The 12264-nt window shown below is 73.7% G+C and carries 16 protein-coding genes; 8 read left to right on the top strand and 8 right to left on the bottom strand.

Annotated features, from left to right (window positions below):
• Nucleotides 1-156 precede the first annotated feature (156 nt).
• Complete coding sequence (locus tag ABWK99_RS07960; protein ID WP_372594165.1) at nt 157-501, top strand: NifB/NifX family molybdenum-iron cluster-binding protein; 345 nt, start codon at nt 157-159, stop codon at nt 499-501.
• A gap of 53 nt (nt 502-554) precedes the next feature.
• Here the strand turns inward: ABWK99_RS07960 and ABWK99_RS07955 are convergent, their stop codons facing one another.
• A complete protein-coding gene (locus ABWK99_RS07955) occupies nt 555-1565 on the bottom strand; it encodes an aldo/keto reductase (protein WP_372594164.1) in 1011 nt (336 codons plus the stop codon).
• A gap of 109 nt (nt 1566-1674) precedes the next feature.
• On the opposite strand from ABWK99_RS07955, the gene ABWK99_RS07950 reads away from it, so the two are divergent.
• The 4 genes from ABWK99_RS07950 (at nt 1675) to ABWK99_RS07935 (ending at nt 5605) form a co-directional block, all read left to right on the top strand.
• Nucleotides 1675-2550, top strand: coding sequence for a LysR family transcriptional regulator (locus tag ABWK99_RS07950; protein ID WP_372594163.1), 876 nt, complete (start codon nt 1675-1677; stop codon nt 2548-2550).
• Between the two features lie 62 nt (nt 2551-2612).
• A complete protein-coding gene (locus ABWK99_RS07945; RefSeq protein WP_372594162.1) occupies nt 2613-3842 on the top strand; it encodes an outer membrane lipoprotein carrier protein LolA in 1230 nt (409 codons plus the stop codon).
• A gap of 4 nt (nt 3843-3846) precedes the next feature.
• A complete protein-coding gene (locus ABWK99_RS07940; protein ID WP_372594161.1) occupies nt 3847-4791 on the top strand; it encodes an ATP-binding cassette domain-containing protein in 945 nt (314 codons plus the stop codon).
• Entirely contained in the window at nt 4778-5605 is an 828-nt protein-coding gene (locus ABWK99_RS07935; protein WP_372594160.1) for an ABC transporter permease, read from the top strand. Before ABWK99_RS07940 ends, ABWK99_RS07935 begins: the two co-directional genes overlap by 14 nt.
• On the opposite strand, the gene ABWK99_RS07930 is transcribed toward ABWK99_RS07935, so the two are convergent.
• A complete protein-coding gene (locus ABWK99_RS07930; RefSeq protein ID WP_372594159.1) occupies nt 5595-6392 on the bottom strand; it encodes a sigma-70 family RNA polymerase sigma factor in 798 nt (265 codons plus the stop codon). The two genes, ABWK99_RS07935 and ABWK99_RS07930, sit on opposite strands and share 11 nt — an antisense overlap.
• A 55-nt stretch (nt 6393-6447) precedes the next feature.
• Nucleotides 6448-6672 carry a DUF2892 domain-containing protein gene (locus ABWK99_RS07925; RefSeq protein WP_372594158.1) on the bottom strand — a complete coding sequence of 75 codons (225 nt, stop codon included), beginning with the start codon at nt 6670-6672 and terminating at the stop codon, nt 6448-6450.
• A 121-nt stretch (nt 6673-6793) separates the two neighbouring features.
• On the opposite strand from ABWK99_RS07925, the gene ABWK99_RS07920 reads away from it, so the two are divergent.
• Nucleotides 6794-7063, top strand: coding sequence for an acylphosphatase (locus tag ABWK99_RS07920; RefSeq protein WP_372594157.1), 270 nt, complete (start codon nt 6794-6796; stop codon nt 7061-7063).
• A 44-nt stretch (nt 7064-7107) separates the two neighbouring features.
• Here ABWK99_RS07920 and mtnN read toward each other — a convergent pair whose 3' ends face one another.
• The gene (mtnN, locus tag ABWK99_RS07915) at nt 7108-7800 is read right to left on the bottom strand and encodes a 5'-methylthioadenosine/S-adenosylhomocysteine nucleosidase (RefSeq protein ID WP_372594156.1); all 693 of its coding nucleotides are present in this window, start codon (nt 7798-7800) and stop codon (nt 7108-7110) included.
• Nucleotides 7797-8249 carry an S-ribosylhomocysteine lyase gene (locus ABWK99_RS07910; protein WP_372594166.1) on the bottom strand — a complete coding sequence of 151 codons (453 nt, stop codon included), beginning with the start codon at nt 8247-8249 and terminating at the stop codon, nt 7797-7799. Before ABWK99_RS07910 ends, mtnN begins: the two co-directional genes overlap by 4 nt.
• Nucleotides 8250-8466: 217 nt before the next feature.
• Here ABWK99_RS07910 and ABWK99_RS07905 point away from each other — a divergent pair, with 217 nt between their 5' ends.
• On the top strand, nt 8467-9507 hold the full coding sequence (locus ABWK99_RS07905) for an ABC transporter ATP-binding protein (protein WP_372594155.1): 1041 nt from the start codon (nt 8467-8469) through the stop codon (nt 9505-9507).
• Nucleotides 9504-10496 (top strand): ABC transporter permease subunit, encoded by a 993-nt coding sequence (locus ABWK99_RS07900; RefSeq protein WP_372594154.1) that lies wholly within the window; start codon nt 9504-9506, stop codon nt 10494-10496. Before ABWK99_RS07905 ends, ABWK99_RS07900 begins: the two co-directional genes overlap by 4 nt.
• A 12-nt stretch (nt 10497-10508) precedes the next feature.
• On the opposite strand, the gene ABWK99_RS07895 is transcribed toward ABWK99_RS07900, so the two are convergent.
• From ABWK99_RS07895 to ABWK99_RS07885, 3 genes are all read right to left on the bottom strand, one after another.
• A complete protein-coding gene (locus tag ABWK99_RS07895; protein WP_372594153.1) occupies nt 10509-10832 on the bottom strand; it encodes an ArsR/SmtB family transcription factor in 324 nt (107 codons plus the stop codon).
• A gap of 97 nt (nt 10833-10929) precedes the next feature.
• The gene (locus ABWK99_RS07890) at nt 10930-11337 is read right to left on the bottom strand and encodes an RNA-binding S4 domain-containing protein (RefSeq protein WP_372594152.1); all 408 of its coding nucleotides are present in this window, start codon (nt 11335-11337) and stop codon (nt 10930-10932) included.
• A 62-nt stretch (nt 11338-11399) separates the two neighbouring features.
• Nucleotides 11400-12203: a DUF6390 family protein gene (locus ABWK99_RS07885; RefSeq protein ID WP_372594151.1), complete on the bottom strand. Its 804-nt coding sequence runs from the start codon at nt 12201-12203 to the stop codon at nt 11400-11402.
• Between the last annotated feature and the right edge of the window lie 61 nt (nt 12204-12264).

The following is a 12264-nucleotide window of genomic DNA, read 5'->3' as shown; positions in this document are numbered from 1 at the left end:
GACAGGTGAGGACACCGCCTACTCCAACGTGATCCTGAGGTGCGGGGTGCCGTTCGCCGTCTGATTCCTGCCATGCGCGAGGCTGGTCCCCCGGGTCCCCGCCGCCCGCATGGCAGGCTGGACCTGCCCGCCCGACCGCTGCCCCAGGAGCCCGCCATGACCGCGAAGGATCTCGTCATCTGCATCCCGGTGGGGGCCGACCGTCAGATGGCCCACAGCTGGGGACGCGCGGCGCGGCTCGCCGTCGTGCACGTCTCCGCCGGGGCGATCACGGACTGGACCGAGCACGACGTCGCCTGGGACGAGCTGCACGACACCGGGACGGAAGGGTCCCACCACGCCCGCGTGGTGCGCTTCCTCCTGGACGAGCAGGTCACCACGGTGATCGCCCAGCACATGGGCCCGCCGATGGTGAACACCCTCGGGAAGATGGGCATCGACCTGCACCTCGGCGTCACCGGGAGCGCTGAGGACGCCGTGCTGGCGGTGGCCGGCGCCTGAGCGCTCGGCCACCGCCGTCGGTCGACCCCGGAGCGCGGGCCGGGATCCGGCGGTCAGCCGATGACGGGCCCGTCCCCTGCGCCGGTGGTCTCCAGCGCCGCACGGATCTCGGCGCGGTCGCCCTCGCTGAGGCGGACATCTCCGGCCCCGACCCAGCCGTCGACCTGCTCCGGGCTGCGCGCCCCGACGATGGCCGCCGTGACTCCCGGGACCGTCAGGGTCCAGGCGATTGCGATCGTGCCGACCGAGACGCCGTGCCGCTCGGCGATCGGGCGCAGGGCGTCGACCAGCGCGAGGTTGCGCACCAGCGCCTCCCCGGTGAAGTCGGGGGCCTTGCTGCGCCAGTCACCCGAACCGAGCGAGGCCGCCCGCTCCGCGGTGAACGAGCCGGTGAGCAGGCCGGAGGCCATCGGGCTGTAGACGATCGAGCCGGTCCCGTTCTCGACGCACCAGGGCAGCACCTCGGCGGCCGCGTCCCGGTGCAGCAGGCTGAGGCGCGGCTGGAGGCTGTCGACGTGCCCGATCCGCTCCGCGGCCTCGAGCGCGGCGACCCCGTGGTTCGACAGTCCGACCGCCCGGACCTTGCCCTCGTCGACGAGGGACCGGAAGACGGGCCAGTACTCCTCGATCGGGGTGCCGTCCTCGGCGGGCCAGTGCATCTGGTAGAGGTCGATCCGCTCCACGCCGAGCCGACGGAGCGAGGACTCCACCTCGAAGCGCAGGCTGGCCGGGTCGCCCACACGCTCGGAGGGCTTGGCGGGGTCGTTCTCGTCCCAGCGCAGGCCACCCTTGGTGAAGACGTAGGGCCGGTCGGCCTCGGGGAGGTCCGCGAGAGCGCGGGCGACGACCTCCTCGCTGTGCCCGAGTCCGTAGACGGCCGCGGTGTCGACCCAGTTCACCCCGCGCTCCACGGCATGCCGGATGGCGGCCACGGACGCGGAGTCGTCCTGGTCGCCCCAGGCGAAGGACCAGCCACCGCCGCCGATCGCCCAGGCGCCGAAGCCGACACGCGTGAGGTCCATCCCGGTGCGCCCGAAGGGCGCGGTGGTCAATGAGGTGTGCACGGAGTTCTCCTTCTCGTGGGATCCGGGTCTACTGTGCGCCTCAACGGATCCATCGGTCCAACAGCGCAGAACGATGAGATCCATCGACCGGAGTGATGGGAGCAGGACCATGGAGCTGCGTCAGCTCGAGCACTTCGTGACCGTCGCGCAGGAGCGGCACTTCACGCATGCAGCCGAGCTGCTCCAGATCTCCCAGTCGGGGCTCTCCGCCTCGATCCGCGCGCTGGAGACCGAGCTCGGTGCGCCGCTCTTCGTCCGTTCGACACGCCGGGTCGAGCTCACCGCCGCCGGCACTGCCCTGCTGGAGGAGTCGCACCGCACCCTGGCGAGCGCTGCTGCCGCGCGCGATGCCGTCCTGGCGGTACGGGGTGTCGTCGGCGGCTCGCTCTCGGTCGGTTCGGAGCAGTGCCTCGGGGTGGTGGACGTCCCCCGCGAGCTCGCGCGCTTCCGCGCGGACCACCCAGGGGTGCGGATCCGGCTCGGCTTCGCCGGATCCACGGCACTGGTCGCGGATGTCGCGGCCGGTCGCCTCGACCTGGCCGTGGTGGCCGTCTGCGCGACCGCTCCCGCCGGAGTCACCCTGCACACGCTCGCCGAGCGGGAGCTCCTGCTGCTCTGCCGTCAGGAGGACCCTCGCGCGAGGGCGGGCAGCGTGAGCGTCGAGGACCTGGCCGACGACACCTTCGTCGGCTTCCAGCCCGACTGGGCGGCACGCGTGCTCGCGGACAGGACCCTCGCCGCCGTCGGGCTCCGGCACGACGTCCAGCTCGAGGTCAACGACGTGCACAGCCTGCTGGACCTCGTGGAAGCGGGGCTCGGGGTCGCCGTCGTCCCGGCGCTGATCGCGGCCAAGCGCCCGGACCGGCTGGCCGGGGTCCGGCTCACCGGTGAGATCCCGCCCTGGGAGGTCGCCGTCGCGGTTCCGGACAACCCCAGCCCCGCGGCAGCCGCCTTCCTCGCTCAGCTCGGTCCCGACAGGGCCTGAGCCGGGACGGCACGCCCGGGGCCCGCCTCGACGCCCGGCCCCGGGCGGGAGAGACTGGGCAGATGACCGGCATCGCTGCGCGTCCCACCCGCCGCCCCTCGGCCCGCTGGGGGGTGCCGCTCGGCGTGGCCGCGCTCGTCATCGGCGGCACGGCGCTCGGCCCGGCGGTCGCCGCCTCGGCCGGGGTCGACCTGCCCGACCGCACCGCCGCCGAGCTGCTGACGGACCTGCAGGGCGCGGAGGTCACCGCTCTGAGCGGGACCGTCGTGATCGACGCCGACCTCGGCCTGCCGTCCCTCGACCTCGGGGGTGCGGGGATGTCCGGCGGACCGGGCGGCCCCGGCGGGTCGAGCACCGACCTGCTCGCGGTGCTGAGCGGCACCACGACCGTCCGGGTCTGGGCCGATGGGCCGAAGGCACGCATCGCGGTCCAGGGTGACGGCGAGGAGCGAGCCCTGATCAGCGACGGCACCCAGGTGTGGACCTGGTCGAGCGCCGACCTCTCCGTCACGCACGCCACCCTCCCCGAGCACGGGGACCTCACCGCCGACAGCCCGCACCCGGACGACGCCTGGATCGATCCCGAGCAGGTGCTCACCCCGGAGGCCCTGGCCGAGCTCGTCCTGGAGACGTCCTCCCCCACGACGACGATCGGCACCGGCCCTGCCGTGAGCGTGGCCGGGCGTCCTGCCCATGAGCTCGTCCTCACCCCTGCCGAGCCCGGATCGCTGGTCGCGCAGATCCGGATCGCCGTGGACGCGGCCGAGCGGGTCCCGACCCGGGTCGAGATCTACTCGACGACCTCGTCGGCACCGGCGCTGAGCGTCGGCTTCACCTCGGTGTCCTTCACCGCGCCCGACGCCGGCCTGTTCTCCTTCACGCCGCCGGCCGGCGCGACCGTCACCGAGCACGGCGAGGAGGGGATGTCCGACCTCGGCGCGCTGCTCGACGGCCACGAGGGGGTCGAGGGCGGCACGGCCGAACGGCCCGAGCTCGCCGGGGCCATGGAGCCCCCGACGGTCGTGGGCACCGGTTGGGCGAGCGTGCTCGTGGTCCCTGGTTCCGGGACGGACCCGTTCGCCGCGCTCGAGGGCGTGCAGGACCCGGAGGCGGAGGGGACCGCCGACCTCGGCGCTGCCCTCGCGCTGCTTCCCGAGGTCTCCGGCCCCTGGGGTAGCGGTCGGCTGCTCACCTCGGCGCTCGTCAGTGCCCTGCTCCTCGACGACGGCACCCTGCTGATCGGTTCCGTGGACGGCACGACGCTCCAGTCCGTCGCTTCGACCCTCGGCTGACGGGGTGGACGCGACACCCACGCTCGCGGTCTCCTCGAGCGGTCTGACCAAGCGCTTCGCCTCCGGGCAGGTCGCCGTCGACGGGATCGACCTGGCCGTCCCCAGCGGCGCCGTGTACGGCTTCCTCGGTCCCAACGGCTCGGGGAAGACGACGACGATCCGCATGCTCCTCGGCCTGCTGCACCCGACGTCGGGCGAGCACAGCCTGCTGGGCCGGCCGATGCCGAGCAGCAGCGCCGAGGTCCTGCCCCGCGTCGGTGCCCTCGTCGAGGGCCCCGCCTTCCACCCGTACCTGTCCGGGCGCGACAACCTGATGCGCCTCGACTCGGCGGACCGCACCGTCACCGGACGTACCGCGAGCGCGCGGGTCGCCGAGGCGCTGGACCGCGTCGGCCTCGGGCACGCGGCGGGCAAGCGGTACCGGCACTACTCCCTCGGCATGAGGCAACGCCTCGGCCTCGCCGCGACGCTGCTGCGCCCGCGGGAGCTCCTGGTCCTGGACGAGCCGACGAACGGGCTCGACCCGCAGGGCACGCGCGAGGTGCGCGCGCTGCTCCTCGAGCTCGCCGCCGCCGGGTCGACGGTCGTCCTGTCCACCCACCTGCTGTCCGAGGTCGAACAGCTGTGCACGGATGTGGGCGTCATGCACCGCGGGAGCCTCGTGGCGCAGGACACCCTCGCGGCCCTGCGCACACGGCACGCCCCGCGCGCCCAGGTGACCACCACCGCGATCGACGAGGCCGCCGAGGTGCTGCGCGCCGCGGGACTGGCGGACGTCACCATCCAGGAGGGACGTGCCACGGCCCTGCTCGGCTCGGCGGAACCGGAGGCCCTCGTCGCATCGCTCGTCGGAGCGGGGGTGCCGGTCCGCGGGTTCGCCGTGGTGGCCGCGACCCTCGAGGAGACCTTCGTCGAGCTCACCGGGGAGGGCTTCGATGTCGCGGGCTGAGCGAGGGGCCGGGGTGCGGTTGCTGCGCTCGGAGCTGCGCCTGATCTTCGGCCGTCGGCGCAACTGGGTCGGTGCCCTCGTGCTCGCGAGCGTGCCGATCCTCATCGCTGTCGCCATCCGGACGGCGGGCTCCTCCAGCGGCGACTCCTTCGTCTTCGGACAGATCACCGACAACGGGCTGTTCGTCGCCCTGGCGGCGCTCACCGTCGAGCTGCCCTTCTTCCTGCCGATCGCCGTGGCCGCGATCTCGGCCGACGCGGTGGCGGGTGAGGCCAACCTCGGCACGCTGCGCTACCTGCTCGTCACGCCGGTGGACCGCACCCGCCTGCTCGTGGTGAAGATGACGGCCATCGCGATCTTCGCCGCCGTCGCCGTCCTGCTCGTCGCCGGCGTCGGGGCCGCGGTCGGGCTGGCGATCTTCGGCGGCGGGGACGTGCTGACGATCTCCGGGACGACGCTCGGCTTCGGCGCCGGGCTGCTGCGACTCCTGCTCGTCAGCGGGTACCTGACCCTGTGCCTCGTCGCCCTCGGTGCCGTCGGGCTCTTCGTCTCGACGCTCACCGAGCAGCCGATCGCCGCGACGATCGCGACCCTCGTGGTCACCCTGGCCAGCCAGATCCTCGACGCCCTGTCCCAGCTCAGCGTGATCCACCCGTACCTGCTGACCCACTACTGGACCGACTTCGGCGAGCTGCTGCGCGACCCGCTCACCCTGGCGCCGCTCGGCCCAGGGGTGCTGTGCGCGCTGGCCTACATCGCCGTGTTCGGCACGGCAGCCTGGGCGCGCTTCACCACCGCCGACGTCAGCGCGTAGCGCGCGGAGCGACCCCGGCGCCACCGAGCACACGACGCACCTGGGCCACCTGGGCGGGAGTGAGCACCGAGTCGGGGTCGCGCAGTCCCGTCCGCGCCAGCGCGTCTGTCGCGCCGACGAGCGAGGCGTACAGCGGCGGGCAGGTCGGGCAGTCGGCGAGGTGCGCCTCGACCAGGCGCGCGGTCGCCGCAGGGAGCAGCCCGTCGAGGTAGTCGCTGACCTCACGCCTCGCGTCCCAGCAGCGCATCGGGACCCCCCTCCGGGCGACCGCCCGCTCGGCCCCCCGGGCCAGTGCCGTGACGAGCATCATCCGGCCGCGGCGCAGCCGTTGCTTCGCCGCCGGCAGACCGAGCTCGCACAGCTCGGCGACCTCGGCGACCGTCCATCCCTCAGCGTCGTGCAGCACCACCATCACGCGGTACGGCGCGGGCAGGCGGATCAGGGCGTCCTCGAGCTCCGCCCGGGTCTGTGCCCTGGCGACGACCTCGACGGCGTCGACCGTGTACGAGTCCTGCTGCCACTGCGCCTCGACGACGGAGACCATGTCCTCGTGCGGGTCCTCCCGGTCGCGCCGGGCACGGTCCACCATGAGGTTGTAGGCGATCCGGTGCAGCCAGGTGCCCACCGCGGCCTCCCCCCGGAAGGCCCCCGCCTTCTCCAGCGCGCGGGCGACGGTCTCCTGGGCGAGGTCCTCGGCCGCGTCGGGGTCCCTGGTGAGGCTCCGCGTGAGGCGGAGCAGCCCAGGGACCGCGGCAGGGAGGAGCTCGGCGAGCTCTGCGCGGTCCACGTCCCGACGCTAGCGGCAGCAGGTCCGACGACGGGGCGCCGTGCGGTCGCGGGGATCAGCCACGTGCCGCGGGGACCTTGCAGGTCGAGATGCCGACGACCCGGTACAGCGGGCAGAAGCCGACGGCGGCGGTGCCCACGAGGATGACGCCGAGCGCGCCGAGGGCCACCGTGAGGACGGTGCCGCCTCCCGAGGCGCCGACGACGACGGCGCCGACGAGCGTGAGCGCTCCGACGATGCCGCGCACGATGCGGTCGGTGCTGCTCTCGTTGATGGTCATGGGTCCTCCCAGGGTCCGGGTGCCGACGACCGGCACAGTGGTGAGACGCACGGGAGGGCCTGAGGGATACATCGCCGCTGGCTGCTGTGGCGGGGGCGGCAGCCACGGGCACACTGGGACGATGACGGCACGCCATCTCCTGATCCACGGGATCGTCCAGGGAGTCGGGTTCCGCTGGGCGCTCGCGGCCGAGGCCGAGCGCTCGGGGGTGCGCGGATGGGTCCGCAACCGGCAGGACGGGACCGTCGAGGCGCATCTGGAGGGCCCGCTCGACTCCGTGCTCGAGGTCGTCACCTGGGCGCACACCGGGCCGCGGTACGCGAGGGTGAGCCACGTCGAGGTGCGCGCCGTCGCGGACGAGGGCGCCTCGTCGTTCGAGATCGAGCCGTAGCCCAGGTCGCGCCTGGGGCCCGCGCCTCAGGCCCAGGTCGCGCCTCAGGCCCAGGCGGCCAGCAGGGCAAGGACGATGTCGGCCGAACGATCCGCTGCGTCGTCGACGTGGGTGCGGAAGTCGTCACCGGCTGCCGGCCCGCACAGGTCGGAGATCCCCCGGACGGACAGGAACGGCGAGCCGTGCAGGTGAGCGGTCTGCGCGAGGGCCGTGGTCTCCATGTCGGTGCTCAGGGCGCCGGGGAAGTCGGTCCTGACCCGTTCGACGATCCCCGCGTGCACGAAGGCGTCCCCGGAGAGCATCGTCCCGACGTGCACAGCGGCGTCCTCGAGGCCCGCTCCGGCGGCCGCGGCGATCAGCTCCGCGTCACCCGTGTACGCCTCCGGCATCCCCGGGACCTGGCCGAGGGAGTAGCCGAAGGCGGTCGCGTCGGCCCCCGCGAAGAGGTACCGGTCCCCCAGCACGACGTCACCGACGTGCACGCCCGTCGCGAGCCCTCCGGCGGAGCCCGCGCTGACCAGCGGGACGGGACCCACCTCGGTCAGCGCGCGCGCTGCGGCGGTCGCGGCGGCGACATGGCCGATCCGGGCCCGGACGAGCAGCACCTCGCGCCCCGAGAGGACCAGGGCCGTGCGGCGGGCATGACCGACGTCCGAGGAGGCACCCACCCGGTCCGCCCGGTCGAGGAACGGTGCCGCTTCGTCGTCCATCGCGACGACGAGGACGAGCTGGGTCACGCGCTCACCACCGCCCACTGGTCCCGCGCGGCGAGGAAGGTACGGGCGGCGTCCTGCGCGCCGCTGAGCGTGTGGTTCGCACCCCAGCCGCACTGGATCTCGTTCGCGGCGGGGACCTCTGTCGCGGCGAGGATGTCGGTGAGGGTTGCGGCCACCAGCTCCTCGACGGCCTCCTGCGTCCACTCCCCCGCGAGGATCAGGTAGAAGCCCGTCTGGCAGCCCATCGGGGAGAAGTCGACGACGGCGCCGGAGTGGTTGCGCGAGTGCTCGGCGAACAGGTGCTCCAGGGAGTGCACGACCGGCATCTCCAGGTGCGCCGTGTTCGGCTGGGTGAATCGCACGTCGAACTTCGTCAGCACGTCACCGGCGGGCAGGACCTTGCGGTCCGCGACCCGGATGTAGGGCGCCAGGACGGTGCGGTGGTCGAGGTTGAAGGACTCGACGTTCATACGGGGCTGATCCACGGTTCACCTTCGGTACGGGGAGGTCTCGACGTCCCATTGTGCGCCAGGACGGGGCACCCGAGCGGTCCCGGCCGATCGGGGTCCTCTCGGGAGCCGTCGCAATGCCCTCGGGAGCACCCGGCGCGCCTCTCCCGATCATGGATCGGGAGAGGGCTACCGTCGGTCGGGGTCGCCAGGGGGGTGGCCGGCCTCGGGGGAGCACATGAGCGCGGACGAGTACGCCGTCATCACGCGAGACCTGCGCAAGACCTACCGCACGCGCGGACGCCGCCAGGTCGCCGTGGAGGGCCTCGACCTGCGGGTCCCGGTCGGCGGGGTGCACGGCTTCCTCGGGCCCAACGGCTCCGGCAAGACGACGACGATCCGCATGCTGCTCGGCCTCGTCCGGCCCGACGCCGGCCGGATCAGGGTCTTCGGTCAGCAGGTCCCTCAGGAGCTGCCGAGCGTCCTGGCTCGGGTCGGGGCGATCGTCGAGTCGCCGAAGTTCTTCCCCGCCTTCTCCGGACGCCTCAACCTCGAGCTGCTGGCCGACGCGATCGGCGTTCCCCGCAGCACGGTGGGTCAGGTGCTCGCCGAGGTCGGCCTCGCCGATCGGGGAAAGGACCGCTACCGCACGTACTCCCTCGGCATGAAGCAGCGCCTCGCGATCGCGGCGACCCTGCTCAAGCAGCCCGACCTGCTCATCTTCGACGAGCCCACCAACGGCCTCGACCCCGCGGGGATCCACGAGATCCGTCAGACGATGCGCCGGCTGGCCGACGAGGGCAGGACGGTCCTGGTCTCCAGCCACATCCTCGGCGAGGTCGAGCAGGTCGCCGACACCGTCTCGATCGTCGGCCGCGGCCGGCTGCTGGCCTCGGGGACGGTCGCTGAGGTCATCGGTGACCGCACCAGCGCCGTTCATGTCGGCGTGCCGGACCCGGGAGCGGCGCTCGGTGTCCTGACCGCCGCCGGGGTCAGGGCGATCCCGGAGGGCGCGGGGCTCCGGGTCGAGGGTGAGCCGGACGCCGGGCGCATCACCTGGCTGCTGGCCCAGCGCAACATCTGGGTGCGCGAGCTCGTGCCCGTCCGTGCGGGACTCGAGTCGGTGTTCCTGGAACTGACCAGCGGCTCGACCCTCGACGACCCGCCCGGTGCACCCCCGCACCTTCCCGATCCGCCACCGTCCCCCGGAGTCCGGCCGACGGCCCCGGTCCGGCCCGCCCGCCCGATCTCCGCACCCGAAGCGGGAGACGAGCGATGACCCGCCTGCTGCGCGCGGAGCTCCGCCGCTTCCGTTCCCGTCGCCTCGTGATCGTCGCCCTGCTCGTCGCCGTGGCCGGGGTCGGACTGATCACCTGGGGAACCTGGCAGACCGCCCGACCCCTGACGGGCGGGGCGCTCGCCGCCGCCCAGTCCAACTACGACGCGGCCGTGCGCGACTGGGAGGAGAACGGCGAGGAGATCATGGCCGGTTGCCTCGAGGAGCAGGAGCGGGTGCGCGAGGCCGAGGGCGACCCGACGCTGGACTTCGGCTGCGAGACGATGGAGCCCCAGCGGGAGTGGTACTTCCCGGAGCCCGTCACGTTCGTCGACTCGTCGCGGCTGGCCCTGAGCGGTACGGCGTACCTGCTCGCCTTCGCCGCGCTCCTCGCCGGGACCACGGGCACCGCCGCGGACCTGAGCAGCGGCGGGACATCGACGTGGCTCACCTTCGAGCCGCGCCGGGGCCGCGTCTACACGAGCAAGCTCTCGGCGATCGGCCTGTCCCTGGTCCTGCCGACCGTGCTGCTCGTGGCGGCGTCCGTCGCCGGGCTGATGCTCCTGTACCGCAGCGGCGGCCTCGGCACCGCGCTGACCGGCGACCAGACCGGCGACCTCGCGTCCATGGCCGCGCGCGTGCTCGCACTGGTGGTCGCGGCGGGCGTGGCCGGGGCCGCGCTCGGCATGGTGATGCGCCACACGGCCGCCGTGCTCGGCGCCGTCGTCGGCTACCTCGTGGCCGTGGAGGCCGTCCTGGGCAACGCCTGGAGCACAGCCAGGCCGTGGATGGTGCTGACGAACATCGAGGCCTGGCTCGACGGGCCGGCGTCGTACTACGTCACGACGTGCACGAGCACCGCCCAGGGGACCTCCTGCGACTGGGTCGAGCGCGAGGTGAGCACGGGGCACGGCGCGGTGTACCTCGCGGTGCTGGTCGTCGTCGCCGTCGTCCTGGGCCTGCTGACGTTCCGACGGAGGGACGCCGCCTGAGCCGCGAGGCGCTCAGTCCTCTGCCACCGGCTCCCAGAACCGGGCGAAGTCCGCGACCCACTCCTGGACCTCGCGCAGCGGCCGCGGATCGAGGCTGCTGGTGCGCCACTGCGCCTCGCGCCCACGCTCGATGAGTCCGGCCCGTTCCAGCACCCGCAGGTGGCGGGAGACGGCCTGGATCGTCATCGGGAAGGGCTCGGCGAGCTCACCGACGGTCGCGTCGCACTCGGCGAGACGTTCGAGGATCGCGCGCCTGGTCGGATCGGCGAGGGCACCCAGGACAACGCTCAGCGAGTCGTCCGCCACAGGGGTCCCCTCCTCCATGTGCTCCGTCACCCGACCGAGAACCACGACCGGTGAAGACTAGCCACGCCTCCCCGGCACGGCACGGCACGGCAAGGCACGGCACGGCACGAGGCAGGGCGCAGCCGGATCACCTCCCGCGGAAGCGGTCGATCTCCCGACGTTCGCGCTTGGTGGGCCGCCCTGCCCCTCGATCCCTGACCGCGACCCCTGCCGGGATCTCCGCCTTCGGCGGCGGGGGCGGCGTGCGGTCGACGAAGGCCTCTGCCGCGAGCGTGGCCGAGACCCTCTTCACGAGCAGCCGTTGCACGACGACGATCCGCTCGTGCTCCCCACGGATCCGGACCTCGTCCCCCGGGGCCACGAGGGTCGCCGGCTTGGCACGATCGCCGTTGACGCGGACGTGTCCGGCTCGGCAGGCCGTGGCGGCCGCCGTGCGGGTCGAGAACATCCGCACGGCCCAGCACCATGCGTCGACGCGCACCTTCCCGGCCGCCGGTGTCCCGCGGGCCGCGGTGCTCGCCTGAGTGGTGCCCATCCGCCCAGCCTACGAGGCAGGCGGGCGTGGTGACCGGCGACGTGCTCCCCGGGGCAGGGCACTCAGGCCAGGACGTTCGCGGGAGCGGGGTAGCGGGCCGCGTCGACGACGGCGAGCTGCTGGGCAGAGCGCCGCCGCAGCGCCGCGACCTGGTGCGGTGACACCCGGTCGCACACCCAGTCCCAGTGCAGCGTGCACAGGTCGCCGGGCGCGAGCGGGCCGACGAGCGACCGCCCCGCCGCGGAGACGACGACCCGCTCGGCGCGCGGGGCACCCTCGTGCAGCCGACGACCGTCCCAAGCGAGCGGTCGGGACTCCACCATCGCCTCGTCACCGTCGAGCGACAGGACCCGTCCGGTGCGGATCCGGCACCGGTCGAGCACCCGGAGCGGCTCCTCGACGCGTCCCCCGCGCAGCAGCCCGAGCCACGGGTACACGCCGAAGACGTGGAAGGAGTGGTGCGGCCTGGCGCCGACGGCCGTCGCGACGAGCCGGTCCCACGAGCCACCGACCCCGCCCCTGAACCGGCCCCTGAACCGGTCCTCGAGGGAACGCACCAGGAGTGCCGTCGGCACGCGGTCGAGCAGGCCGTTGCCGATCCAGTACGCCTCCACGACGCGCCTGTCGAGGGGGTCACCCAGCCCGTTCGCCGCTGCGATGAGCTCGAGGTAGGGCCACGCCCCCTCGAAGCCGCGCGCCAGGTGACGCAGGCCGGCATCGCTGCTCGGCCCCGGGGCCGGGCCCGCGGCCCGCTCGAGGAGCTCGGCTGCGGCATCGGGGCCGCAGTAGCCGAGCGCGTTGGGCGGGTAGGCGTACCGGGCGAACAGCGCTGCGCCACCCGTGGACGGGTCCCGGACGGAGGGCACGGCCCTACGCGGACTGCCCGAGCGGGCCGCCCGGTGCGAGCGGCCGCGACCGCCACAGGTG

Source organism: Actinotalea sp. (assembly GCF_041597215.1).
Lineage (GTDB): Bacteria > Actinomycetota > Actinomycetes > Actinomycetales > Cellulomonadaceae > Actinotalea.
This window is presented reverse-complemented; position numbering and strand designations above follow the sequence as displayed.

Excerpts from the sequence above, each read along its gene's own strand:
- ABWK99_RS07960 (WP_372594165.1), top strand. The coding sequence starts at position 157 with ATGACCGCGAAGGATCTCGTCATCTGCATCCCGGTGGGGGCCGACCGT.
- ABWK99_RS07950 (WP_372594163.1), top strand. The coding sequence starts at position 1,675 with ATGGAGCTGCGTCAGCTCGAGCACTTCGTGACCGTCGCGCAGGAGCGG.
- ABWK99_RS07945 (WP_372594162.1), top strand. The coding sequence starts at position 2,613 with ATGACCGGCATCGCTGCGCGTCCCACCCGCCGCCCCTCGGCCCGCTGG.
- ABWK99_RS07935 (WP_372594160.1), top strand. The coding sequence starts at position 4,778 with ATGTCGCGGGCTGAGCGAGGGGCCGGGGTGCGGTTGCTGCGCTCGGAG.
- ABWK99_RS07925 (WP_372594158.1), bottom strand. The coding sequence starts at position 6,672 with ATGACCATCAACGAGAGCAGCACCGACCGCATCGTGCGCGGCATCGTC.
- ABWK99_RS07920 (WP_372594157.1), top strand. The coding sequence starts at position 6,794 with ATGACGGCACGCCATCTCCTGATCCACGGGATCGTCCAGGGAGTCGGG.
- ABWK99_RS07910 (WP_372594166.1), bottom strand. The coding sequence starts at position 8,249 with ATGAACGTCGAGTCCTTCAACCTCGACCACCGCACCGTCCTGGCGCCC.
- ABWK99_RS07905 (WP_372594155.1), top strand. The coding sequence starts at position 8,467 with ATGAGCGCGGACGAGTACGCCGTCATCACGCGAGACCTGCGCAAGACC.
- ABWK99_RS07900 (WP_372594154.1), top strand. The coding sequence starts at position 9,504 with ATGACCCGCCTGCTGCGCGCGGAGCTCCGCCGCTTCCGTTCCCGTCGC.
- ABWK99_RS07890 (WP_372594152.1), bottom strand. The coding sequence starts at position 11,337 with ATGGGCACCACTCAGGCGAGCACCGCGGCCCGCGGGACACCGGCGGCC.